Annotated in this window: 21 protein-coding genes; 18 read left to right on the top strand and 3 right to left on the bottom strand. The window is 46.0% G+C overall.

Annotation, left to right across the window (positions count from 1 at the left end; genetic code table 11):
- Positions 1-34: 34 nt before the first annotated feature.
- Complete coding sequence (locus NV381_RS11830; protein ID WP_258213552.1) at positions 35-577, bottom strand: 1,2-dihydroxy-3-keto-5-methylthiopentene dioxygenase; 543 nt, start codon at positions 575-577, stop codon at positions 35-37.
- A gap of 270 nt (positions 578-847) precedes the next feature.
- On the opposite strand from NV381_RS11830, the gene metH reads away from it, so the two are divergent.
- Entirely contained in the window at positions 848-4,291 is a 3,444-nt protein-coding gene (gene metH / locus NV381_RS11825; RefSeq protein ID WP_258213487.1) for a methionine synthase, read from the top strand.
- 87 nt (positions 4,292-4,378) lie between these two features.
- On the top strand, positions 4,379-5,317 hold the full coding sequence (rnz, locus tag NV381_RS11820) for a ribonuclease Z (RefSeq protein ID WP_258213486.1): 939 nt from the start codon (positions 4,379-4,381) through the stop codon (positions 5,315-5,317).
- A 97-nt stretch (positions 5,318-5,414) separates the two neighbouring features.
- Here rnz and tlp read toward each other — a convergent pair whose 3' ends face one another.
- Positions 5,415-5,642 (bottom strand): small acid-soluble spore protein Tlp, encoded by a 228-nt coding sequence (gene tlp / locus NV381_RS11815; RefSeq protein ID WP_258213485.1) that lies wholly within the window; start codon positions 5,640-5,642, stop codon positions 5,415-5,417.
- A 181-nt stretch (positions 5,643-5,823) separates the two neighbouring features.
- On the opposite strand from tlp, the gene NV381_RS11810 reads away from it, so the two are divergent.
- The 11 genes from NV381_RS11810 (at position 5,824) to aspA (ending at position 18,554) form a co-directional block, all read left to right on the top strand.
- On the top strand, positions 5,824-6,180 hold the full coding sequence (locus tag NV381_RS11810; RefSeq protein WP_258213484.1) for a CidA/LrgA family protein: 357 nt from the start codon (positions 5,824-5,826) through the stop codon (positions 6,178-6,180).
- Positions 6,167-6,859, top strand: coding sequence for an LrgB family protein (locus NV381_RS11805; protein WP_258213483.1), 693 nt, complete (start codon positions 6,167-6,169; stop codon positions 6,857-6,859). Before NV381_RS11810 ends, NV381_RS11805 begins: the two co-directional genes overlap by 14 nt.
- Positions 6,860-7,091: 232 nt before the next feature.
- Positions 7,092-7,862 carry a GNAT family N-acetyltransferase gene (locus NV381_RS11800; RefSeq protein ID WP_258213482.1) on the top strand — a complete coding sequence of 257 codons (771 nt, stop codon included), beginning with the start codon at positions 7,092-7,094 and terminating at the stop codon, positions 7,860-7,862.
- Between the two features lie 42 nt (positions 7,863-7,904).
- Positions 7,905-8,834, top strand: coding sequence for a lysophospholipid acyltransferase family protein (locus tag NV381_RS11795; protein WP_258213481.1), 930 nt, complete (start codon positions 7,905-7,907; stop codon positions 8,832-8,834).
- Between the two features lie 28 nt (positions 8,835-8,862).
- Complete coding sequence (locus NV381_RS11790) at positions 8,863-9,825, top strand: metal-dependent hydrolase (RefSeq protein WP_258213480.1); 963 nt, start codon at positions 8,863-8,865, stop codon at positions 9,823-9,825.
- Between the two features lie 80 nt (positions 9,826-9,905).
- Positions 9,906-10,118, top strand: a complete 213-nt coding sequence (locus tag NV381_RS11785) for a hypothetical protein (protein ID WP_258213479.1) — start codon at positions 9,906-9,908, stop codon at positions 10,116-10,118.
- A gap of 283 nt (positions 10,119-10,401) precedes the next feature.
- On the top strand, positions 10,402-12,687 hold the full coding sequence (locus NV381_RS11780; protein WP_258213478.1) for a DEAD/DEAH box helicase: 2,286 nt from the start codon (positions 10,402-10,404) through the stop codon (positions 12,685-12,687).
- Positions 12,684-14,189, top strand: a complete 1,506-nt coding sequence (locus tag NV381_RS11775) for a ribonuclease H-like domain-containing protein (protein WP_258213477.1) — start codon at positions 12,684-12,686, stop codon at positions 14,187-14,189. The genes NV381_RS11780 and NV381_RS11775 overlap by 4 nt, the downstream gene beginning before the upstream one ends.
- Positions 14,190-14,489: 300 nt before the next feature.
- Entirely contained in the window at positions 14,490-15,794 is a 1,305-nt protein-coding gene (locus NV381_RS11770; RefSeq protein WP_258213476.1) for an amidohydrolase, read from the top strand.
- A gap of 16 nt (positions 15,795-15,810) precedes the next feature.
- Positions 15,811-17,112 carry a CapA family protein gene (locus tag NV381_RS11765; RefSeq protein ID WP_258213475.1) on the top strand — a complete coding sequence of 434 codons (1,302 nt, stop codon included), beginning with the start codon at positions 15,811-15,813 and terminating at the stop codon, positions 17,110-17,112.
- 23 nt (positions 17,113-17,135) lie between these two features.
- Positions 17,136-18,554, top strand: a complete 1,419-nt coding sequence (gene aspA, locus NV381_RS11760) for an aspartate ammonia-lyase (RefSeq protein ID WP_258213474.1) — start codon at positions 17,136-17,138, stop codon at positions 18,552-18,554.
- Positions 18,555-18,633: 79 nt separating this feature from the next.
- On the opposite strand, the gene NV381_RS11755 is transcribed toward aspA, so the two are convergent.
- A complete protein-coding gene (locus NV381_RS11755) occupies positions 18,634-19,950 on the bottom strand; it encodes a hypothetical protein (protein WP_258213473.1) in 1,317 nt (438 codons plus the stop codon).
- Between the two features lie 206 nt (positions 19,951-20,156).
- On the opposite strand from NV381_RS11755, the gene NV381_RS11750 reads away from it, so the two are divergent.
- The 5 genes from NV381_RS11750 (at position 20,157) to NV381_RS11730 (ending at position 25,994) form a co-directional block, all read left to right on the top strand.
- Positions 20,157-21,497, top strand: a complete 1,341-nt coding sequence (locus NV381_RS11750) for a M20/M25/M40 family metallo-hydrolase (RefSeq protein ID WP_308861811.1) — start codon at positions 20,157-20,159, stop codon at positions 21,495-21,497.
- 36 nt (positions 21,498-21,533) lie between these two features.
- Positions 21,534-23,066: an ABC transporter substrate-binding protein gene (locus NV381_RS11745; RefSeq protein WP_258213471.1), complete on the top strand. Its 1,533-nt coding sequence runs from the start codon at positions 21,534-21,536 to the stop codon at positions 23,064-23,066.
- 70 nt (positions 23,067-23,136) lie between these two features.
- Complete coding sequence (locus NV381_RS11740) at positions 23,137-24,054, top strand: ABC transporter permease (RefSeq protein WP_258213470.1); 918 nt, start codon at positions 23,137-23,139, stop codon at positions 24,052-24,054.
- An 18-nt stretch (positions 24,055-24,072) separates the two neighbouring features.
- Positions 24,073-24,993 (top strand): ABC transporter permease, encoded by a 921-nt coding sequence (locus NV381_RS11735; RefSeq protein WP_258213469.1) that lies wholly within the window; start codon positions 24,073-24,075, stop codon positions 24,991-24,993.
- Between the two features lie 38 nt (positions 24,994-25,031).
- A complete protein-coding gene (locus tag NV381_RS11730) occupies positions 25,032-25,994 on the top strand; it encodes an ABC transporter ATP-binding protein (protein WP_419182260.1) in 963 nt (320 codons plus the stop codon).
- Positions 25,995-26,003 lie beyond the last annotated feature (9 nt).

The raw sequence follows: 26,003 nt of genomic DNA, 5'->3' as shown, positions 1-26,003 counted from the left end.
CCTTGAAGGGATCTGACGGGTTTTGATGTATTTTTTATGAATTTTGGAAGGAAGGGTCAGCATAAGGATGTGCAATCCAGCCTTCTGTTTCAATGAATAAGCGTACAGCAACAATTTGACGGTTATCCATTAATGTAAAGAAGTGTGCCTTATGCTCAGGAACGGAAATTACGTCGCCTGCTTCAAGCTCTACATCAAAGTAACCCACATCGTCTGTACCTTTAATAATAAAAATACCTTTTCCAGCTGTAATTGCACGAACTTCATCTTCGGTATGTGTGTGAACTTGCTCAAACTTTTTCAACAACTCATCCAAATTTGGAGTTGCATCGGAGAGTGCAATCAAGTCCCAGGTTTTGTAGCCGCGGCGGCTTGCCAAATCATTGATTTCAGAATCAAATGTGGCTAGAATTTGTGCTTTTTCCTCATCGGAAAGAATGAATTTTTCTTGCAGTGCTTCGGGTAGCTTAGTTGCATCCCAATGCTCGTATAATACTTCTTGCTTATCCAAAAATGCCTTCACATTTTGCTCACCAGATATACGATCATTAGTATTGCGGATTCTAATTTCAGCCATGGCCATCCTTCTTTCATTATGAAATTTACGTTCTTAGATGTATTATAGTGGAAGCAGCTGATTCTGTCGATATCATAACTTGATAAATCCGATAGGAATCATTGTATATAATGGATTGTGATGTATTCTATCTTTTCATGAACATAGCTTTCTGTTACACTTAGTTTTACATTATTCTAAAAAATTCGCGGTATTCCTTTAAGATTTTCAAAATAAATTAACATTTACAAGACTGTTTGTCGGACGGATGTCATTGAAGGGAAGATAAGAATGAGTAAACCAACTCTACAAGAACAGCTAAAGAAAAAAATAATGATTTTAGACGGTGCCATGGGTACAATGATCCAGCAAGAGAATTTAACCGCAGAGGATTTTGGCGGCGATGACCTTGATGGTTGCAACGAATATTTGGCTATTACCCGTCCTGATGTCATTACTAAAATACATGAGGCTTATTTTGCAGCCGGAGCGGATATTATTGAATCCAATACTTTCGGAGCATCGAGTGTGGTATTGGCGGATTATGATTTGCAGGACCGGGCAAGAGAAATCAACCTAGTATTGGCTAAGCTGGCTGTAGATGCAGCTAAAAAATACAGCACTCCTGAATGGCCACGTTATGTAGCTGGAGCAATGGGGCCAACAACCAAGACATTATCCGTCACAGGCGGGGTCACGTTTGATGAACTGGTGGACAGCTATTATGAGCAGGCTTTAGCACTAATTGAGGGTGGAGTCGATGCTTTACTTCTGGAAACTTCTCAGGATGCACTGAATGTGAAAGCCGGTAGTATTGGTATCCGCAAAGCTTTTGAAACATTGGGCATTAAACTGCCGATTATGATCTCCGGTACGATTGAACCGATGGGTACGACATTAGCAGGTCAAAATATAGAGTCCTTCTACATCTCGATGGAGCATCTTGAGCCAATAACCTTTGGTCTGAACTGTGCTACAGGACCGGAATTTATGAGAGACCACATTCGGACATTATCTGAGCTGGCCCAAACAGCCGTAAGCTGTTATCCCAATGCAGGGCTTCCAGATGAGAACGGCAAATATCATGAATCTCCTGAATCGCTTGCCAAGAAGATGGCTGGTTTTGCTGAGCAAGGCTGGCTCAATATGGCTGGTGGATGCTGTGGAACCACTCCTGATCATATTCGTGCGATGGCTGAGGCGTTGGCCCCCTACAAGCCACGTGAGCACGCTGCTGCGCATCCTCCCGCGGTTTCAGGTATTGAAACAGTATTTATTGAGGACGCAAACCGCCCATACATGGTAGGTGAAAGAACTAACGTACTGGGTTCCCGTAAGTTCAAACGGTTAATTGCCGAAGGCAAGTACGAAGAAGCTTCCGAGATTGCAAGAGCGCAGGTTAAAGGCGGAGCGGCTGTTGTCGACGTCTGCTTACAGGACCCGGATCGCGATGAAGTCAGCGATATGATTAAGTTCCTGGAGCTTGTTGTTAAAAAGGTTAAGGTTCCTTTAATGCTAGATTCCACCGATACAAAGGTTATCGAGCTGGGTCTTAAATATTCGCAAGGTAAAGCGATCATTAACTCCATCAATTTGGAGGACGGGGAAGAAAAGTTCGAGAGTGTTGTGCCTCTAATTCACCGTTATGGAGCAGCGGCAGTTGTCGGAACCATTGATGAGCGCGGTCAAGCAATTACAGCTCAAGACAAGCTGGAGGTTGCTCAACGTTCACATGATTTACTTGTGCACAAATACGGGATGAATCCCAAGGATATTATTTTTGATCCGCTTGTATTCCCGGTTGGGACGGGCGATCAGCAGTACATTGGTTCTGCCAAAGAAACGATCGAGGGTATTCGCCTTATTAAACAAGCTATGCCGGATACACAGACCATATTAGGATTAAGCAACGTTTCCTTTGGTTTGCCGCCTGCAGGACGCGAAGTGTTGAATGCTGTTTATTTGTACCATTGTACAAAAGCAGGATTGGACTACGCTATCGTTAACACGGAATCGCTGGAGAGATATGCTTCTATACCAGAGGAAGAGCGTCGTCTATCCGAAGAGCTTATTTACAATACGAATGATGACACACTTGCCGAGTTTGTAGCCCATTTCCGTGTCAAAAAAGTTGAGAAGAAAGAAAAGATATCCAATCTAACGCTTGAAGAGCGGCTTGCTTCTTATGTTGTAGAGGGTACGAAGGAAGGATTAATTCCTGATTTGGATGAGGCGAGAGGCAAATATCACCCTCTTGAGATCATTAATGGACCCTTGATGAAAGGGATGGAAGAGGTAGGCCGTTTATTTAACAACAACGAGCTTATTGTTGCGGAGGTGCTTCAAAGTGCCGAGGTCATGAAAGCGTCTGTTTCTCATCTGGAGCAATTTATGGAGAAGGCAGAGAGTGCCGTTAAAGGGAAGATCATTCTTGCAACAGTTAAAGGCGATGTTCATGATATCGGGAAAAACCTGGTGGAGATCATTCTTTCCAACAATGGTTACAAAATCATCAACCTAGGTATTAAGGTTCCGCCTGAACAATTGATTGAAGCGTTCCGCCGGGAAAAAGCGGATGCGATTGGTTTGTCAGGTCTACTGGTAAAATCTGCCCAGCAAATGATCATCACAGCCCAGGATTTGAAGAATGCAGGAATAGATGTTCCAATCCTGGTAGGTGGTGCGGCATTAACTCGTAAGTTTACGAAGACACGTATTGCTCCGGAGTATGAGGGTATGGTGTTATATGCCAAGGATGCGATGGACGGCCTGGATATTGCCAATAAGCTCAGCGATCCAGTTCAAAGGCAGCAATTGATCAAGGAGCTGCGCGAAAGCAAGGAATCCGATGTAATGGAAGCCGGCAAAAAGGAAGAAGCAATGCCTACGTTGACGCGCGTCAAAACATCGTCCATAGACAAAACGCTTCCTGTCCAAGTTCCGCCTGACCTGGAGCGCCGCGTGATCCGTGACTATCCTATCAGTCATATTATGCCTTATGTTAATATGCAAATGCTGTTAGGTCATCACCTGGGCTTAAAAGGGAAAGTAGATAAGCTTCTGGCGGAAAAGGATTCAAAGGCCGTTCAATTGAAGGAAACGGTAGATGACATATTTGCTCAAGCGCAAAAAGAAGGCATTATTCGCGCTCACGGTATGTATCGCTTCTTCCCTGCACAATCTTCAGGGAATGACGTGCTTGTATATGATCCTAATGATACTACAAAGGTGCTTCAAACGTTCTCATTCCCACGTCAGGATAAGGAGCCATTCTTGTGTCTTGCAGATTTTTTGAAGTCTGTTGAGAGCGGGGAAATGGATTATGTTGGTTTCCTGGTGGTTACAGCTGGGCATGGCATCAATGAGAAGGCTAGAGAATGGCGTGATAATGGTGATTATCTGCGCTCCCATGCGCTGCAGTCGTCCGCATTAGAAACAGCCGAGGCACTCGCGGAACGCGTTCACGAAATGATGCGTGATGTGTGGGGTTTCCCTGATCCGGCAGGCATGTCGATGCAGGAGCGCTTTGGCGCTAAGTATCGTGGACAACGTTTCTCATTCGGTTATCCCGCTTGTCCTAATCTGGACGATCAGCAGCAGCTGTTCGCCTTGCTAAATCCTGAGGATATCGGGGTGGAATTGACCGAAGGAAGTATGATGGAGCCGGAAGCGTCCGTATCGGCGATAGTATTTGCACATCCGGAGGCCCGCTATTTTAATGTAGACAAAAGTTAGGCATGCTAGTGTAGAGTGGAGTTGTTATCGACTCCACTCTTTTCCCTATGTTTACATGAAGAAAGCATGAAACGGAGTAGATGAAGTTTGGAAATTTACTTTCTTGGTACAGGTGCCGGCATGCCCTCAAAAGATCGGAATGTCACATCAATCATCCTGAACCTGTTAGCTGAACGGAATACATATTGGATGTTCGATTGCGGCGAGGGAACTCAGCATCAGGCTTTGAGGTCCCCGATCCGCATTGGTAAGCTCGAAAAGCTGTTCATTACTCATCTGCATGGAGATCATATTTACGGGATACCGGGCTTGCTGACCAGCCGTTCTTACCAAGGCGGAGATACACCCTTTACTGTCTATGGGCCAAGGGGAACCGAGCAGTTTATTTTGACTGCTTTGAGCCTGAGTCAGGCTCATTTATCTTATGAGCTTATCATTCAGGAATTTGATGTCACTGAGGAAACGATACTGTTCGAGGATGAGCAGTTTGTAGTCAGCATTGCACCGCTTATACATCGTGTGGACAGCCATGGTTATCGAATCGTCGAAAAACCGCAAAAAGGACGTCTGCTGGTGGAAAAGCTCAAGGAGCTCGGAATCACCTCTGGTCCAGTGTTCGGCAAGCTTAAACAAGGGTTTGACGTAACATTAGAGGATGGCACTTTCTTGATTGCAAATGAGTATATCGGCCCTTCTTATCCCGGACGCATAGTCACTATCTTGGGCGATACACAGCCATGTGAGAATACAAGCAAGCTGGCTAAAGGTGCAAACGTGTTGGTTCATGAGGCTACGTTTGCCGAGCAGAAGAAGCATTTGGCTGTAGAATACGATCATTCCACAGCTATGGATGCTGCACGTGCAGCACGAGAAGCGGGAGTGGAAACATTGATTTTAACTCATATTAGCTCGCGTTATCAGAGGGATGAGGCAGAATTGCTGGTACAGGAAGCGAAGCAAATTCATGATTGTACCTATTTGGCCAGAGATCACTGGAGCTATGAGGTGCCAAGGTCCAAAAGATAAGGGTACGGGCAACATTGGAAAACGAGAAAATGGTTAGTCAAAAGAGTAGAAACCCCATCCTTGGGATGGGGTTTTCGTATGATTACTGGATGCCGCACTATTGATTTTGCTGATTTTCGGATTCATCCTGAATCTCGCTTTGAAAGCCCTGCAAGCTTCGTTCGCGGCGTTGATTTTTTTCTTGAATGGTTTGCTTTTCGCTTGGACTAATTTCATCGGCATGTTCGGATAAATAAGCTTCAGCCTCTTCTTGATTTTCAATAGTGTTATTAATGCTGCTTTGCAGTTTTTCTACGTTATCTGCGCGGTTATCCGGTTTTGCCATTGTAATAAACAGCTCCTTTTTCTAAGTTGTGGGTATGCTTGCTGCACACCAAGTTTACGATCCCACAAAGGGATGAAAAATATGCACAGGTTATTGTGATCGTCCTTTGAGAATGAAAGACACTGAATTTCATATAATTTATAGGTTTATTTATAAAATGATTGTAATGGAGGGAATAAGTTTGCTTGGTTTTTCAATTGTAACCGGTTTCTACTTATTGGGTATGCTTTTGCAGACTGCTTTGCACATTCCAATTCCGGCGAACGTGATAGGACTCATTTTATTTACATTAAGCTTGTTTTTGAAGCTGGTAAAGCTGGAATGGGTGGAGGATGCAGGACAATTCCTCATTAAACATATGCTGCTGTTTTTTACTCCTTTCGTTGTAGGAACGATGGTGTTCTTTCACTATATCGGTGAAAATTCGATGCAGCTGCTAGTCAGTCTTTTTGCAAGCACCTTTGGAGTTCTTATAATAACAGGCTGGTCGGCCAAACTTTTCAAGGGGAAGGAGAAGAGCCGGAATGAGTCTTTATGATATTACGGAGCAGTCGATTTTTGGGTTGGCCTTGTCAGTTATCAGCTATTCGCTAGCGCTCTATTTGTACCGAAGATGGCAATGGCTTCATCCGCTATTCGTAAGCTCGGGGCTTATCATAGCTTTTCTGTTGACCACGGATATACCCTATGAAGCCTATAGGAAGGGCGGCGATACCCTTATTTTATTTCTGGGTCCGGCTACGGTAGCTTTGGGCATTCCTTTCTATAAAAATGCAAAACGTATACGCTCGAGTCTGCTTTCCATTGTGGGGGGCGTTACGGTGGGCTCTGCAAGTGCATTGCTGCTATCCGCTGCTCTAGTATGGAGTTTAGGCGGGTCGAAGGAATTGATGGTGACTATGATGCCGAAGTCGGTAACTTCACCTATTTCTTTGGAAATTTCACGTCAAGCCGGAGGGCTGCCGGAGCTTACTGCGGTATTGACAGTGTTAACAGGGTTGATTGGAAGCATGTTTGGACCCGCTTTACTAAGACTTTGTGGAGTACGTGATGACATTTCGATCGGAACAGCTATTGGTACAGCTGCACATGGCATTGGAACCGCACGTATAATTAAGGATTCCGAGCTTCAAGGCAGTGTAGGTGGCTTTGCGATGGGAGCTGCGGCAATAATAACCTCATTCTTATTTATTCCGTTATATATTTGGCTTCGATAAGCTACAAAAGTGAAAGTTCAATGATTCTGAAAAGAGCCCTTAGAGGCTCTTTTTTTCGTTAAGAGGTGATCCTGTAAAGTAATTTTTTTTGAAATAATCAGGGGAATCAATGGACAAGCCAACCTAATCCTTACAAAACATTAACAACGCGAAAATGCCGGATTAATATTCGTTTGCTACGCTGAAGAAGTAAGAAATACTCCAACTCCGCTAAAGAAAGGTGTGTTGACTTGTGACTCAAACTGCCGTTCAAACAGTACCTCAGCAGACTCGTTTATGTGTCAAGTTGGCTTCAAATAGTGAGGAGATTGAGCAGGCGATGCGCTTGCGGTACCGGGTTTTTGTTGAAGAGGAAAAAAACATGCTGATGTTAAACGATAATGGCTTGGAGCAGGATGAGTATGATGTTTATTGTGATCATTTAATCGTTAAGGATTTAGACAATGACAGAATAATAGGAACGTACCGCCTATTACCGGGAGACCTGGCTATTTTGAACAAAGGGTTTTATTCAGAATCGGAGTTCGATCTGTCTTCTTTTCATAGCTATAAACCTCAGACGTTGGAATTAGGACGCAGCTGTATCGATCGGGCTTATCGCGGCGGTAAAGCTATACAACTATTGTGGGAAGGTATTGCCAGCTATATTACAGAACGCAATTACTCTTATCTAATAGGTTGTGCGAGCGTGCATGTTCCTTCACTGAATGAATTGAATGTGATCTACAGTATGCTCTGCGAAAAGCAAGTGATAACTGACAAATACGGTATTCAACCCCTTGAATCACATAGGGTCAGAGGACTGCAAAAGGTTGAAAGCGGACTTAGCGAAAAGGAAGTGTTCCGCAAGCTGCCCCCGCTCATGAAGGGCTATCAATGGCTTGGAGCAGAAATTGGGGGAGACCCGGCCTACGATTCATTATTCGATACGATTGATTTTTTCATCATTTTAGAAAAAGACAGAGTAACCCGTAGATACAAAAAACATTTTTTGAACAACTAAGATCGGGATACCCAAGACATGAGCAAGGGGAGACCTATAACATTGTACGAATGGATTGGAAAAATAACTGGCAATACCCTAGCAACAAGAAGATTCGCTATGCTATTCAGGTTGCTTCCACAGAGCTTGGTGCTGGTACTTTGTAAGGGAATGGGATGCATATTATACTGCCTGGCAGGCGACAAGCTGAGAAGCAAAATAGGACGTAACATGCTGGAATTGCTGCCAGATCGCAGCGATAAGGACAGGAGCTCCTACAGCCTGCAGTTTTTTCAAAATTTGCTGATCACTTTATACGAGTTGCTATTGGATTCGTATCAGCTGCAGGGAAGTGAAGCGTGGAGGTTCTGTGTCAAAGGGGAAAAGCATCTGGAGGAAGCGTTGAGTATGGGCCGCGGGGCCATTGTATACTCACCTCATGTAGGCAATTTTTTCTATTATTACTGGTATTTATGTCAGAAATATGCCTGCTTGACTATTGCTACTTCGGGGAGCTCCGAATTACGTCCTTTGTATTTGAGATTTAAGGACCTGGGTTGTCCAGGTTTGGATTATGACAGCACGCCTCCATTGGAGCTGCTTCGTAAGCTTCGCAAACATTTATCCGGAAATGGTGTTGTTTATATTTTAGGTGATTTTTGGCGGCCGACGTTTCCTGAATCGTATTTTTTTGGTAAAAAGACCCGCACACCGGAAGGCGCTGCATCATTGGCCATTGAACATCAGGTGCCGTTAGTTCCGTTTTATGGTCGAAGACTCAAAGGCTTCACACATGAACTAATCTTCGAGCAGCCCTTGCAATTGTATGACTTGTATTCGAGGTCGCAGAGGGCAGAAGCAACACTCATGCTAAACCACCATATGGAGAGGGTAATTCGTAAGTATCCTGCTCAATGGTTTTATTGGTTTAATGCAGAGGAGCGATGGGAAAAAGATAAAGCGGCAGACTTGAAGTTAGCGAAAGCTGAATAGAAGGGACACATCAGGAGGGGAACTGGCGATGGACACGGGAAGTCACTTATTATTTGGCGCTACATTAGCTGGTCTTGCAATGCTTGATCCTGTTATTGCCCAGGATCCTGAGCTGTCACATGCGATTTTGACGGCAACCTTGATAGGCTCGCATGCACCGGATTTTGATTCTTTTACAAGATTGCGAGGTTATTCGGCGTATATCCGATTTCATCGTGGTATAACTCATTCGCTCCCGGCCATGCTGTTATGGCCTTTGTTAATCACCGTGCCGGTTGCAGCGATGTTTGGCGTATGGCCGTATGCTTCGTTACTGTTCATATGGTCATTGGCAGCTGTTGTTTTTCACATTGCTTTGGATTGGTTCAATGCTTATGGTGTACAGTGTTTTCGGCCAATATCCAATAAATGGAGCCATTTGGATTTCATGTCGCTGTTTGATCCTTTTTTATTTTCCATCCATGGTATTGGGCTGCTTGTTTGGATAGTTACCGAATTTTCGCCAGGAATGCTGTTTCTATGGATTTATGGGATATCGATAGCTTATATAGTCGTTCGGGCTATTCAACATCGGCAAATGATAGCTAAGGTTCGCAAGAAATTACAGTTAGATGGAAATTGCCAAGTGATACCGGGTCTCAGTTGGTTTCGTTGGCAGTTCGTAATGGAAACCCCATTATTATTTTATATAGGTACTATTCGTGGTAAAGAAATTGTGGTAGAGGATGTTTATAGTAAGGACGAAACCAACGAAGCTATTCGTGCTACTTTATCGACAGATGGTGTGAGAGCGTTTTTGTATTTTGCACAACGGGTTCATGTAAGCTGTAAAGAAAGGCAAGACGGCTATATGGTGGAGTGGCGTGATGTCCGATTTTGGCATAATCATAAGCTCCCATTCGGAGTTGATATACAATTAGATCATAATTTGCAAGTGGTCGATCAATGCTTGGGATGGCGAAAGAAAACGTGGGAGCCTCCCTTTGTTTAGAATCAATAAATGAATGAATTTTGCCTTTTTTGGTTAGAATAGGTCAAGAAGAAAAATTGTTGCTCAGGAGGGGCTGCGGTATGGATTTTACAAGTCACGATATCGCCGTAATCGAACAAGCTTTGCAGTTGGCCATTAATGCCGAAACCAAAGATTCGAAGGTGAATCACTTTCGCGAGGTTCTGAACAAGCTGCAAAAAAATGCGGCTGTGGCTATGCACGGATCGTATCTGCAAACAGCTTCGCAAGACGGAGTTCGATATGATTACGATGATTCCTCGGACTTACTGTAAAAAATCAGAACACAATCCATCCCAGGTTTTGTATCTTAATTCGAATTCTACTTCCCGACAAGTTCCCTTATGTTAATGCAAGAATTAGTTGAAATGAAAAAAATAGATGCTTGGATAAAATGACCCTGATGCAGTGCTGATCAGGGTTTTCTTTTGTTAAATTCACGATTGTAGTGCGAACGTGCATTCGGTATAATGAAGTAGTACTATTAAGCCTAATATTCATTCACTCTGTTCACCAAAAGGCTTCAAGTATAAGCTTCATAATAAGGAGTCTGAGCTTATGAACCGCTTAACTGGAAAAGTTGCTTCCATAGATGAAATGATAGATTTAATTAAAGACACGCCGGAGCTTATGTCTCAAGTAACCTATTGGCGGACGATACCGCCTAGAGATCCTTCATACGAGGCTTTTCCAGAAGGAACACATCCGCTTATCAAGGCGGCTTTGATGGAAAAAGGCATCGACAGGCTTTATACTCACCAAGCTGAATCCTTTCGCGAGGTGCTCGCAGGTCGTCATCTGGTGACCGTGACGCCTACAGCATCAGGTAAGACGTTATGCTATAACCTGCCGGTACTTCAGGGCATATTGGAAAATGACAGTGCACGTGCGCTATATTTGTTCCCGACCAAGGCATTGGCCCAAGATCAGGTAGCGGAGCTGCAGGAAACGGTCAACCGGATGGGCGCGGATATCAAAACTCATACTTATGATGGAGATACTCCGCCAACGGTAAGACAAGCGATCCGTAACGCGGGCCATATTGTGGTTACCAATCCAGATATGCTCCATTCCGCGATATTGCCTCATCATACCAAATGGGTCAAGCTGTTTGAAAATATTAAATACATTGTTGTTGATGAAGTTCATTCGTACCGAGGAGTTTTCGGCAGTCATGTAGCGAATGTGATCCGCCGGCTGAAACGGATTTGTCGTTTTTATGGCTCATCTCCACAATTTATTTGCGCTTCTGCGACCATTGACAATCCACAAGAGCATGCTGAGCGTTTGATTGGCGAGCCCGTGTCACTGGTTGACCGCAACGGGGCTCCGTCTGGAGAAAAGCATTTTGTATTTTACAATCCTCCGGTAGTTAATCAACAGCTTGGAATCCGCAAGAGCAGCGTGCTGGAAACACGAAAAATTGCCGGTTTGCTGCTTAAGCAGGGTGTACAGACGATTGTATTCGCTCGAAGCCGCGTGCGCGTCGAGCTGCTGCTTACCTACTTGCAGGAGCTGGTCAAGCATGAGCTGGGCTCGAAGTCGATCCGCGGCTACCGGGGAGGCTACTTGCCCAAGCTGCGCCGAGAGATTGAGCGTGGCTTGCGCAATGGTGAAATCCGCGGCGTTGTGAGCACAAATGCGCTCGAGCTGGGCATTGATATTGGCCAGCTGCAGGCGTGCGTGTTGAACGGCTACCCGGGTACGGTAGCGAGCACATGGCAGCAGTCCGGCCGAGCGGGCCGTCGCCAGGAAAGCTCGATCACGTTTCTCGTGGCGAGCAGCAACCCGTTGGATCAATACATGATCCAGAATCCGCGCTATTTCTTCGAGCGTCCACCCGAGCAGGCATTGATCCATCCGGATAATCTGATTATCCTCGTGGATCATGTCAAGTGTGCGGCATACGAGCTGCCCTTCGAAGAAGGAGAAAATTTTGGCGGGGAATCGCTAAAGGATATATTGGAGTTTTTGACCGAGGAGCATATTCTTCACAGTGTAAAAAACCGCTACTACTGGATGGACCAATCATTCCCGGCACACGATATATCGCTGCGCTCGGCTGCGCAGGAAAACTTCGTTATTATTGATATAACGAATGGGAGTCGAGTTATCGGTGAGGTCGATCGTTTTAGCGCTCCAACCATGATTCACGAGGAAGCCATCTATATTCATGAGGGAATTCAATTTCAGGTGGAGAAGCTGGATTATGAGGAGAAGAAGGCTTTCATTCGCGAGGTGAACGTGGACTATTATACCGATGCCAGTATGGCGGTCCAGCTCAAAGTACTACATGTTCATAGAGAAGCAGAGGAGGAAGGGCTGCTGCGCCAATATGGAGAAGTGACTCTTAATGCGAAGCCAACGATTTTCAAAAAAATCAGGTTGAGGACACATGAGAATATTGGTTCAGGTCCCATTCACCTGCCGGAGGAGGAACTGCACACAAGCTCTTATTGGATAACATTCTCCGATGAGATTGCCGCATCGACAACGACCAACGACATGCAGTTTGCGCTGCTGGGTGTCTCCAACGTTCTGGTACATATAGCGCCGCTCTATTTGATGTGTGATCCGCAAGACATTCGGGTGGTTCCGCAGGTGAAGGCGGTTCACAATAAGAAGCCGACTATCTTTTTCTACGACCGATACCCGGGCGGCGTAGGATTGAGCGAGCGGCTCTACGATGTGCACGGTGAGCTGATGGATGAGGCAAGACGGCTGATCACGGCTTGCGGCTGCTTGAGCGGCTGCCCGGCCTGCGTCGGGCCGATCGAGGAAGTTGGCCTCACGGGCAAGCAGCTGTCGCTGAAGCTGCTGGATCAGCTGAGGGCCGTGCGATGAGCGGCCTGAGAGAAAGGCTGCTGCGGCACAAGAAGCAGAGTGGCGAAGGGCCTGGAGTGGACGCCGCCGGTGCAGCAGATGGAGCGGACCTTGCGGATGTGAAACAGGGAGAAGCTGCAGCGGACGGGGAATGGGCGCAGATCGGCGCGCGCATGGAGCAGGGCGAGTGGGGCTCTTTCGTAATGCGTCGCCGCGTCTACGATGGCGAAGCGATGCACGGTCGCTACGCGCTCCATGAGCTGATCGGGCAGTCCGATCAGCTGAGGGCAATGCTCGCGCCGGCAGGCACGAAAAAGCGGTCGTCAGTGGCTGCCACTGACGACCGCCCCAGCTGCCTGCCGCACGATCAACTGCTCTACCTCGACACCGAGACGACAGGTCTCGGCATAGGAGCTGGCAATGTGCCGTTTATGATCGGCATCGGATATTATGAACAAGAGCAATTTATCGTTGAGCAGATGTTCATACGCCATCCTGGTGAGGAGCTGGCCATGCTTCATTATTTGCAGATAAAGCTGCAGGAGCATCCGTATCTGGTGTCTTATAATGGAAAAACATTTGATTGGCCGATTATTAAGAATCGGTATATTTTGAATCGTATGCCGTCCGAGCCTGATATTGCCGGGCATCTGGATTTTCTGTATCCTTCGCGCAGCCTTTGGAAGCATACCTTGCCCTCCTGTCGCTTAGGCAAGGTAGAAGAAGAAAGGCTTAACGTGGTCCGACATAATGATGTACCAGGTTCATTAGCGCCTGCCTTGTACTTCCAATACTTGGCGGAGCGGGATGTCTCGATTGTCGAAGGAGTTTTTGTTCATAACGAGCTGGATATTTTATCATTAGCTGGTTTATCGATTCACTTTGCCGATGTGTTGAATGGAAGAAGCAAAATGACCGAGATGGGCTTGGAAGAGCTGTACCGGCTTGGATTATGGCTCGATAAGCTCGATCAGGGGAGGCTTGCTGAGCAAGCATTAGCACTTCTGGAAGAAAGGCTGTACGAATCGGAATCTGAAGAGGCTGCTGATTATTTGCAGCCATTAGCGTTAGTGTACAAGAAGCAGCAGCGTTTTACCGAGGCATGTCGCTTGTGGACCCTATATGTTGAGCGTAAGGGAGACCGCAGCTCTGCATCGGCTGAGCCGTTCATTGAGCTTTCTATGCATTATGAGCATAGGGAGAAGCAGTTGAGCCAGGCGTTGTATTACGCTGAGCAAGCCTTGCTCAGAGCAAGGCAGCGTCAAGCCTTGAAGCATTCCTATGGCATTGGCAGCTTCAGAATGGGGAAGGGACGCGGTGCTGTATCACCAATGGACGCTAAGCAGCTTGAGGAGATCGCAGCACTGGAGAAACGAATTCAGCGTCTGCGTCACAAGTCAGAGCTTGCTGACCAAGCCTTATCATCGAGGCGGTCTTCTGGTATTAAGCGTAATGTCCTTAAAAACAACGCAAGGAAGGTAACAAAAAAGGAAACGGATTATATGATGGATCATTTGATCTAATCGCCGCATTGTAAGCCTGGACAAGCCATAACATAAATAAATGGTTATGGCCCCACAGGATAACTTCACATAAGAGTCAACTATTAAATACCCGCCACTCAAGCTGTGTTTTATGCTTGAGTAGCGGGTATTTCGGCATTTTCTTGGTTGATTCCCGAATTTTGCAGAAAATATTGTTGAAATAATACATTGACAAATGATCACCTGAAAACTTATATTTTAATAAGGAATAATTAAGGAAAAATTCCTATATATATTTTTGGTTCCTTTACGGTTTCATTAGGAGATGATTAGAGTCGGATGGATATCAGTCAGGATGTGCAAGCAATTCAAGACAAGCTTACGCAAAGAAGACGGGATTTCCACATGTTCCCTGAATCGGGTTGGGTGGAGTATCGTACCGCAGCGATTGTCGCGGAGCAATTAAATCAATTGAATTATCAGGTTTATGTGCGGGAGGATGCGAGCAGATCCTCGTCCCGTATGGGCGTTCCCGCAGCCGAAGTACTTCAGTTTCATGAGAATAGGGCAATTTCCGAAGGTGCCGATCCAGTTTGGGTCGAGCAGATGAAGGGTGGACATACAGCTGTTGTCGGTGTCATTCGAACTGGAAAACCGGGTCCAGTTATCGCTCTGCGGTTTGATATGGATTCGAACGATTTGACCGAATCTGCCAGTGAGAGCCATCGTCCGGTACAGGAAGGCTTTTCTTCCCGACATGCAGGTATGATGCATGCCTGCGGACATGATGGGCACACGGCTATCGGACTCGGAGTGGCCGAAATTTTGGCCAAACATAAAGATCGGCTGTGTGGGGAAATTCGCCTGCTGTTCCAACCTGCCGAGGAAGGAAGCCGGGGGGCCAAATCGATGGTCGATGCGGGATGGCTAGACAATGTTGATTACTTTTTCGGCGGGCACATTGCTTTTAAGAGTAAAACATTAGGAGAAATCGTAGCCTCGATAAACGGTTTTTTGGCTACTACCAAAATTAATGTCACTTACACGGGCATAGCTGCACATGCAGGGGCTGCTCCGGAAGAAGGACGCAGTGCGCTGCTCGCGGCTGCTGCCGCTTCGCTGCATTTGAACGGAATTAGCCGTCACAGCGGTGGAGCTACAAGAATTAATGTAGGTACGCTTGAAGCGGGCTCGGGCCGCAACATTGTTGCGGACAAAGCATTGATGAAGCTGGAAACTCGCGGCGGTACGACGGAATTGAACCATTTTGTGAAAAATGAGGCGATCCGCATCATCGAGAATGTGGCAATAATGTACAATGTAGCCTGCGAATGGGAAATTGTCGGTGAAGCTCCCGGGGCAGAAAGCAGTCCTGAGCTTATTCCTGTCATCCGTCAGGCCGTGGAGCAGATGGGCAGCGTGAAATCGTTTATCCCATCCATGGATTTAGGTGGCTCAGAGGATATTGTGTATATGATGAATCGCGTTCAGCAGCAGGGTGGAAAGGCATCATATCTATTATTCGGTTCACCGCTGGAAGATGGACATCATCAGGTAGGCTTCGATTTTGACGAAAATGTGTTGGTTATCGGAACGGAGCTGCTCATCAGACTTGTGCTAGCATGTCAAGAAACGATTTTGTAGGAAAGGGGAGCTGCAGATGAACCCAACCATGACATTTGTTGCAACAGGGGACAGTTTTATTACACGCAGACTGCCGTCTGTGAAGGGGGAGCGGTTTACTGGTGTTTCGAGCCTTATTCAAAAGGCGGATGTTCGTTTTACGAATTTGGAAGTTACTGCGCATCATTTCGAAGGAACGCCTTCAGCTTTAAGCGGGGGCACCTGGGCAATAGCCCAGCCCGAGGTGTTGAAGGATATTAAAGATTATGGGTTTAACATGTTGGCATGGGCCAATAACCATACTTTGGATTACTTGTACGACGGATTGAAGGCTACGGTCAAATATTTGGATCAATACGGCTTTATTCATGCAGGGGTCGGCCAAAATTTGGCGGAGGCTAGTCAAATTAAATACATGGAGACCGCTTCAGGTCGAGTTGCGCTCATCGCGGCGACGTCGACTTTCCATGAATTTTGGCTTGCTGGGGAGCAGCGCCCCGATATGAAGGGCAGGCCTGGTATTAATCCTCTTCGTTATCAAGCGAACCATATCGTTTCTGCAGAAAAAATGGATCAATTAAGAGCGATTGCGGATACGGTGTATATCAATGCCCAGCAAAATATGTCTAAAAAGGAAGGGTTTCTTGCAGCATCGGACTCCAATGTGTTTCAGTTTGGCAAATACTGTTTCCAGACTGGTGAGTCAGAGGGCCTCACAACAACACCTCACGAAGCTGACATGCAGCGGATGCTGGATAGAATTGATGAGGCAAAGCGGCAAGCAGACTACGTCCTTGTAAGCATTCACGCTCATGAAATGGAAGGAGATGCCAAAGATAAACCTGCGGAATTTTTGAAAACGTTTGCTAGAAAGTGTATCGACCAGGGAGCTAATGCCATCATTGGGCATGGACCGCATATTGTGCGCGGGATTGAAATTTATAAAAATCGACCTATTTTCTATAGTTTGGGGAATTTTATTTTCCAAAACGATACGGTGACGCATTTGCCTGCCGATTTTTATGAAAAGTACGGCTTAGGACATGATGACAATATTTCGGATGCTTTTGACAAAAGAAGCGGCAATGAAACAAGAGGGCTGGGAACAGACCCCAAAGTGTGGTCTTCTGTTATACCGTACTGGACGATGGAAAACGGTGATTTAAAGGAACTTGTTTTACATCCAATTGAAATCGGTTACGGGCAACCGAGGTATCGCAGAGGCTGGCCGAATTTGACAGCAGATACTCAGGTATTAGAAAACATACAGCTGTTGTCCGCTCCATTTGGAACAAGAATCGAAATTGAGAGAAACATAGGAAAAGTTATCATTTGTTAATAAGAAAAGGTGGTCTTGCGGAGATGACTATGCAAATGCGAACGGAAAAAGATTTTCTTGGACAAAAGGAAGTTCCGGCAGAGGCATACTATGGGATTCAAACGAAGCGCGCCACGGAAAACTTCCCGATTAGCGGCTATACTATTGACCGTGAACTAATCAGGGCAATGGCTGTGGTTAAGAAAGCTGCTGCGATGGTTAATATGGAAATCCGGCAGCTGCAGCCGACGTTAGGCAATGTGATCGTGCAAGCAGCAGAAGAGATATTGGCAGAGCGATGGCATGACCAGTTTGTTGTGGACCCGATACAAGGCGGAGCAGGCACTTCTATTAATATGAACACCAATGAAGTTATTGCCAATCGGGCCATCGAGCTGCTTGGGGGGACTAAAGGGGATTATTTTACAGTGAGTCCGAACACCCATGTTAACATGGCACAGTCCACGAATGATGCCGTCCCTACAGCTGTACATATCGCTGTCCTTAAGTTGATCGGCAAATTGCTGCAGACAATGGAGGAATTGAGGGGCTCATTGGAAGACAAAGCGGCTAAGTTTGATCATGTAATAAAAATGGGGCGAACACACTTGCAGGATGGGGTGCCGATCCGTCTGGGACAGGAGTTTGGCGCTTATGCCAAAGTACTGCAGCGCGACATTAAACGAGTCATGCAGACGCGTGAGCATCTATATGAGGTGAACATGGGTGCCACTGCGGTTGGCACCGGATTGAACGCAGATCCCCGCTATATTAAACGGGTTGTCGTGCTGCTCGCAGATCTGACAGGGTTGCCGCTTATTAATGCGGACAATCTGGTGGATGCTACACAAAATACCGATGCTTATACGGAGGTGTCGGCAGCTCTCAAGGTTTGTATGATTAACATGTCGAAGATGGCCAACGATCTTCGGCTGATGGCCTCAGGTCCGCGGACAGGCCTTGGAGAAATAAGCTTGCCTGCCAGACAGCCGGGTTCTTCAATCATGCCGGGCAAGGTGAATCCGGTCATGTGCGAAGTTGTCAACCAGGTTGCATTCCAGGTGATCGGCAACGATCATACGATTTGTCTCGCATCTGAAGCAGGACAGCTGGAACTCAATGTCATGGGTCCTGTTCTTGTATTTAATTTAATTCAGTCACTAAGTATGATGAATCAAGCATTCACAGTATTCAGAACCCATTGTCTGGAAGGAATTGAAGCCAATGAGGAGAGATGTGTGGAAAATGTAGAGAAAAGTGTAGGTGTGATAACCGCACTGAATCCTCATCTGGGGTACGAGACCGCGGCAAGAATAGCTCGGGAAGCAACGCTGTCAGGCCGTTCTGTCCGCGAGTTATGCCTTCTGTATAACGTACTCACGGAGGAAGAACTCAATCTCATACTGGATCCTTATGAAATGACACATCCCGGAATAGCAGGGGCGGCATTATTGGATAAATAAAAACATACAGGCCGGGCGCAGTTTTGCGGCGAGCCTGTGAGGTGCGTATGCTTCAAGTGTTGGAGGAACCTCTTAACGATCAGACCGATTGAGTTAGAGGATTGATACGGTATATTTTGCTTGGTCTGCCGCGGTTGGAGGGAGCCTCTTCGCCTATTAGCTCGGCGAGGTTATGCTCTTCCAAATCCGATAGAATACGGCGTGCGTTTCGTTTCGTCATGCTAAGGGATTCAGCGATGAGCGACGCACTGATGGCATTCTGGCCCAAGTTCTTCTGTACCGACAGCATCTTGTTGTAAGTCGTAATGGTTACTCCGGCCTTTTTCAGCAGCTCGAGCATCTGAAGATCTTCCGTGCGGTAATTAAAATTGATGCTTTTGGCCTGTTGCAGCGGCCCTTCAATTTCTCCAGTGTCTTTAACGAGAATGGCGATGAAATTGCCCGATTTTTTAGCGTGCTGGATCGCAAGCTGCGCATTTCGTTCCGCCGCCAGTGCAGTCACACCATAGCCGATTCCGATATTAGTTTTCAAGTCGGTGAGCAGGGCCAGCTTTTCGAGCAAAACGGAGGGATCGGCTATAGAATTAGCAGCTTCAAACGCTCCTCTTGTTGTAAACACGAGGAACTTGCCGTTGCCTAAAGCGATAAATGATCCCGATAACGCCTCCACATGGTCAATAATCATTTCTTGAAATTGGAGGTCGAGACGGCGTATATCATAAGAGCTTTTATTTTCGATGAGCTTTTCCGTTTCTTCGATGTTTATGAGCATGACGGCAATTTGCGATTTTTTAAAATGCATCGTCTCACCCTCGGTGCTGGCCAAATTCAGCATAGTTCGAATGGTCATCCGGTTGGGCTGAATCCGATAGACAGGGATGCCCTTCGCTTTCAGTTTCTCGTAGACGCCGCTCAAGCAAGTTGCACAAGCATCCACTTTTCCTGAGGCAAACAGCTGGCTGTGAAATTCCAGCAGATCTTCCTCCGGCTTGAAGCCGGTATACGATAAAAGATGGATGTGATCACAGGTGAGATCAAGTTCGGTACAGGTTTCGTTGAAATGATGCGGCAATATCGTATCGAAGCTGACCCGATCCAGAATCAAACGATCGCGGTACACGATTTCCATCAGCACCTTGGTGAGGCTGGAGCCGTTTAATTGGGGGAACAGTGCTTTGCGTTTGATTGGCTGCTCCAGGGCGATCGAATAAGGGGCTTGTCCTGAAAATACCCAAATATCTATATCGTGTTCTTCCCGCATGACAATTTCACTCGTTTCGTTCATTGAATTGTAAACGAAAGGAATAACGAACAATTGATTTTGAAACTCTTTGCCGATTTCGGCGATCAACTCAATAGAGTCCTTAGGACCGACGGCTCCAACTCTGGCAATCATGTGTTTTAGACTCCTTTCAGGCATTTTCCGGCATAGTTAAGTTTCGTGATGGATAATATTCGCTTACAATATGGAAATTCCTTCTGTATTATGTGATGTTTTATTACACTTGCTTATTGACACTATCATAACACATGTTTTATATTTATTTAAGGAATAATAAAGGAAATATTCCATTATAAAAGAGGTGGCTGCTTTTGAATGATGTGTTTGAATACGTCGAGCTAAACAGGAACAAATATATCCAATGGCTGCAGGATATTTGCCGACAGCCCAGTGTTGCCGCACAGAATCGCGGAATGACAAAAACGGCTGGCATGGTGGAATCTTTGATTCAACAGCTTGGCGGAAAAGCGGCGCAGGTTCAAACTTCCGGTTATCCGGTTGTGTATGGAGAGTTTCAAAACAATAAAAAGAGTACGCTTTCTTTTTATAATCATTACGACGTTCAACCGGAGGACCCTATTGAATTATGGGACTCACCACCTTTTGCGGCTGAAATAAAAGATGGTCGAATCATTGCCAGAGGGGTTGCTGACAATAAAGGAAACCTTATAGCTCGATTGGCTGCAATTGACGCCTATATGGCAGTAAAGGGTGAGCTTCCGCTCAATATCAAGTTTATCATCGAAGGTGAGGAAGAGATCGGCAGTCTTCATTTGCGGGAGTTTGTGGATGCGAATAGAGAATTGGTTCAAGCTGACGGATGCATTTGGGAATTTGGTTATAAGGATGCGGACGGCAGTTTGCAGGCAAGCTTTGGGGTCAAGGGGATGTGTTATGTTGAGCTGGTTTGCCGGGGAGCGAACACCGATATGCATTCTTCCAATGCGGCTATTATCGAAAATCCGGCTTGGCGTTTAATCTGGGCTTTAAACACATTAAAAACGCCGGATGAGCGAATTCAAATTAAAGGTTTTTACGATCAAGTAGCCTCTTTAACGGAAAAAGACCTTGAAGTATTGAACAACATGGATTACGACGAAGAAAGCACATTGAAGAAGTTTGGACTGGACTCATTCGTTCTCGAGCTGTCGGGCTTGCCGTTGAAAGAAAAGCTGATATATCAGCCTACCTGTACGGTTTGCGGCTTCAAATCCGGTTACATAGCCGAAGGTAAAAAGACGGTCCTGCCATCAGAAGCAAGAGTGAAGATTGATTTCCGTCTCGTACCGAATCAAGACCCGCATACCATTTATGAGCTTTTGCGGAAGCATTTGGACGAGCACGGCTTTTCAGATATGGAAATGATTCCGCATACAATGACTTATCCCGCACGTACGCCGCTTGACGGACCATTGGCTCGCTCGGTTATTAAAACAGCCAAAGAAATTTACGGTTCTGAGCCTACAATCAAGCCTATGTCACCGGCAACGGGGCCTATGTATATTTTGTGCCAACGAATTGGAATTCCTTCCGTATCCGTTGGAGTAGGGCATTTCGCATCCAATAATCATGCTCCCAACGAGAACATTTTTGTGGAAGATTTTATTCAAGGTATTAAACATATAGCGGCAATTATGGATGAGTTTTCCAAACAAACATAGGAATGTGTATGAATAAAATCGAGGGGGAAATTATTAATGAAACGATTTGGGACCACGAGTCTGGCCATTATTATTGCATTATCCGCTGCGCTTGCCGGTTGTGGCAAACCTGATGCAAACGGTTCAAGCCAAGGGGCCGGTATGGGTGGAGAAAAAGTGCTGACGATAGCCAGAAGCAGCGACATTATCGGATTTGATGTGCATAATCATGGCTTCACAGGTACAGAATCGGTCCATGTCAACATGTTCAATTATTTGGTTAAAAAAAGCCCGGACGGCAAATTTCAGCCGGATCTGGCTCTATCCTGGGAAACGACAAACCCGACAACCTGGAGATTCAAGCTGCGGGAAGGCGTGAAATTTCATAATGGCGACTCCTTTACTGCTGCAGATGTGAAGTTTTCACTGGAGCGCGTGGCTAAAGATCAAAAGCTGGTTGAATACGGAAACTACAAGCAAATTAAAGAAGTGAAAATCGTCGACGATTACACGGTTGATATCATTACAAGTGAAACGGAGCCGGTACTGCTATCCAGACTTTCCCGACTGGGCTCAAGCATGCTGCCGTCTAAATATATTCAGGAAAAAGGAATAGAAGCATTTCTCAAAAATCCTGTTGGAACCGGACCTTATAAATTTTTCGAATGGCTGCGCGACGACCGTGTGACTTTAGTAAAAACCGATACTTACTTTGGAGATAAGCCGAAATGGGACAAGCTGGTTTTCCGGTCAATTCCAGAAGAAGCGACAAGGGTTTCCGAGCTGATGACCGGTGGGGTTGATATCGCGGTGCAAATTCCGCCGACTGACATGAAGCGGGTTAATGAGAACAAAACCACTCAATCGTTATCCGGACCGACAACACGTGTGATGATGCTGGCGCTTCGCACGAAAAGCGGACCGACTTCAGATCCGAAGGTTCGTGAAGCGATTGATTTGGCCATTGACAAAAAAGCCATCATCAAAAATCTGTTTGAAGGCGATGGGAAAGAAACGATGACAGCAATTACTCCGGGTATTTTCGGGGCTAAGCCGGATTTGTTCGGCAAATCGCAGTTCGATCCTGATCGAGCCAAGCAATTGTTGAAGGAAGCCGGGTATGAAAAAGGGTTGACGATTAACTTTACAGGTTCGGTTGGAAAAACGTTGAAGGATAAGGAAACTTCGGAGTTTATTGCCGCTATGCTTGGCGAAGTGGGCATTAAAGTGAACCTCGAAATATTGGAAAGCAGCAAGTTTAATGAAAAACGCAACGCGGGCACAACCGGAGATATGTTTCTGGTCGCTTATGCCAATTCTATGTTTGACGCAGCACTTCTTTACAAACGCCTTGCCCCGGATACCGGTTACGACAATCCGGAAGTGCTCAAGCTGTTAAGTGCAGCTGAGAAAAATATGAACGCTCAAGAACGGGAAAAGCAGTTCCAGCAAGTTCAGGATATTCTAGCAAAAGACCGGCCGCAAATCAACTTGCTGCAATTGGTAGCTAACTATGGAACGAACAAACGCCTTAACTTTACACCAAGAATCGATGAAATCACCTATGCAGATGAAATTACTTTGAAGTAGCCGCTTTTACGCTTGGGGTCTCCGAGGTGGGGCCCCTTCTTAATTCAAGGCTTACATTGGGAGGTAAAGCGTGAGGCAATTTTTATTAAAATCGATCATTCAGGTCATCCCGGTATTGTTTATGATTTCCATTATCGTTTTCTTGTTGGTGCATGTTTCAGGTGATCCTGTATCGTTGATGCTCCCGGACACGGCCACCGATGAAGACCGCAGAACATTGAGCATCGCTCTAGGCTTGGATCAGCCGTTAATCAGTCAATATTTCAGTTTTCTTGGCAATTTGCTGCAAGGGGATTTCGGCAAGTCATTTCGTTACAACGAGCCTGCGCTGCCAATCGTGTTAGCCCGGCTTCCGGCTACGTTCGAGCTTGCTTTTTTTGCGATGGTTGTTGCTACAGTTATTGCGATTCCACTTGGCATCATTTCGGCAACGAAACGGAATTCCTTCTGGGACGTGCTAGCAACAGGAGCGGCAGTACTCGGTAAAGCAATGCCCCACTTTTGGCTAGGGATCATGTTTATTTTATTGTTTTCAGTTAAATTGGGCATATTTCCGGTATCTGGTCGAGGAACGTTCGCTCATCTGATCTTGCCTGCGTTTACGCTTGGAACAGGGATAGCTGCAGAGATGACACGTTTGATCCGTTCCAGCATGCTGGAAATATTGGGCCAGGATTATATTCGTACCGCCAGAAGTAAAGGCTTAGGTGAAAAAATTGTTATTTATAAACATGCTTTCCGCAATTCATTAATTCCTGTTGTTACGATCATGGCGCTGCAAATTTCATCTTTAATAAGCGGGGCATTAATTACGGAGGCGATCTTCGCTTGGCCCGGCATGGGACAATTAATTGTTCAAGCGGTCAATACGAGAGATATGGCGATCGTTCAAGCAGCCGTATTTGTGATCGCAATATTGGTTATAGCCAGCAATATGCTAGCTGATCTGGTATACCGGTTATTGGATCCGCGAATTAAATTTAATTAGCAGCAAGGGGGGGAACATATGAGTTCATTGATCGAGACGCAGAGCGGGCAAGTTAACAGGCGAGAAACTACAAAAAGTGTCAGCAAGGCAAGGCGTTTAGCACGCTCACTGTTGAAAAGCAAAACGGGTACGATTGGTTTTATTATCATAGTCGCTATTGTGTTCATGGCGTTGTTTGCCGGTGTTGTTGCTCCGCACGACCCGGTCAAAACTAGTGCGGCAAAGCGGCTGCTGCCGCCGATGTGGATGGATAAAGGCACCGCTGATTATCCGCTTGGCACGGATAATCTTGGGCGGGATGTGCTCAGCCGCATTATTTATGGGTCGCAGATATCGCTGCTCGTAGGAATATGCGCGGTAGCAGTTGCTGGTACGATCGGCGTTATTTTAGGGCTTGTTTCCGGATACTATGGGGGTTGGATCGATAAGGTCATAATGAGAACTGTCGATACATTTTTGGCCATACCGAATATATTATTCATCCTTGTAATTTTAGCTGTTTTGGGGCCGGGATTATCCACGCTGATTTTCGTTATTGGGATAACCAATTGGGTGAAATATGCTCGCATTATCCGAAGTGAAGTGCTTAGTGTTAAAGAGCGTGATTATGTGAGAGCAGCCCGTTCGGTAGGTGCGAAAAATTACCGGATTATAGTCAAGCATATACTTCCTAATGTTATTTCTTCATTTATTGTCGTTTCCACTTTAAGTGTGGCTACAACTATTATTTTGGAAGCGTCCTTAAGCTTCCTAGGTCTGGGCATCCAGCCGCCGACCGTTACGTGGGGCGGTATGCTGAGTGATGGCAGACAATATCTTGCCACTAGCTGGTGGGTCGCTACATTCCCTGGAGTTGCCATTACAATCACAGTTCTGGGCATTATTTTCCTGGGCGACTGGCTGAGGGACGTGCTTGATCCTCGTATGAAAACAAAATAATACTACTATTATGATACGGAACAAAAGAGGTGAGAGTATTGGCACAATTGCTGGAAGTTAAAAACTTGCAAACGCATTTTAAAACCGAAGGCGGGGTCGTTGCTTCTGTCAACGGTATTTCGTTTTCCGTATCCAAAGGGGAAACGTTGGCTATTGTTGGTGAATCCGGTTGCGGTAAAAGCGTTACCTCACTTTCTATCATGGGGCTCGTTGCTGCACCTGGGAAAGTGGTTGGCGGTGAAATTTTGCTAGATGGCGAAAATTTGCTGAACAAAAGCAATTATGAGCTGCGCAAGCTCAGGGGGAATAAACTTTCAATGATTTTCCAGGAGCCGATGACATCGCTTAATCCTGTGTTTACGGTTGGAAACCAGCTTGGTGAAGTATTTGCGCATCATCAGGGGTTGAATAAAAAACAAGCCAAGCTTAAAAGCATACAGATGTTGGATGATGTTGGAATTCCACGTGCAGACAAAGTGGTTGATTACTTCCCGCATCAGCTTTCAGGGGGGATGCGGCAAAGAGTAATGATCGCAATGGCTCTCGCCTGCAACCCAGCTTTATTGATTGCCGACGAGCCGACGACGGCCCTTGATGTGACGATCCAAGCGCAAATACTTGAATTGTTGAAAGCACTATCCAAAGAACGTGATACAGGAGTCGTTCTGATCACTCACGATCTTGGAGTTGTTGCGGAAATGGCTGACAGAGTGATCGTTATGTATGCCGGAGAGATAGTGGAAGAGGCTAATGTATTTGAATTGTTTGCCTCTCCGAAACATCCGTATACAAGAGGGCTTCTGGGCTCATTGCCGAAAATCGATGAACAGCTCGATGAGCTGGATTCCATCTACGGCTCCGTACCGAATCCGCTGCAAATGCCGAGCGGCTGTGCATTCCACCCGCGCTGCCCAATCGCCACGGAACAATGCAAGGCCAATAAACCATTGCTTGAGACGGTGAACGACAGCCATCGGGCACGTTGCTTTTACAGCCAGTAAGGAGTGATT

This window comes from Paenibacillus radicis (ex Xue et al. 2023) (assembly GCF_024722015.1).
Classification (GTDB): Bacteria; Bacillota; Bacilli; order Paenibacillales; family NBRC-103111; genus Paenibacillus_S.
The sequence above is the reverse complement of the archived record's forward strand: the minus strand, read 5'-3'. Positions and strand labels throughout refer to the sequence as shown.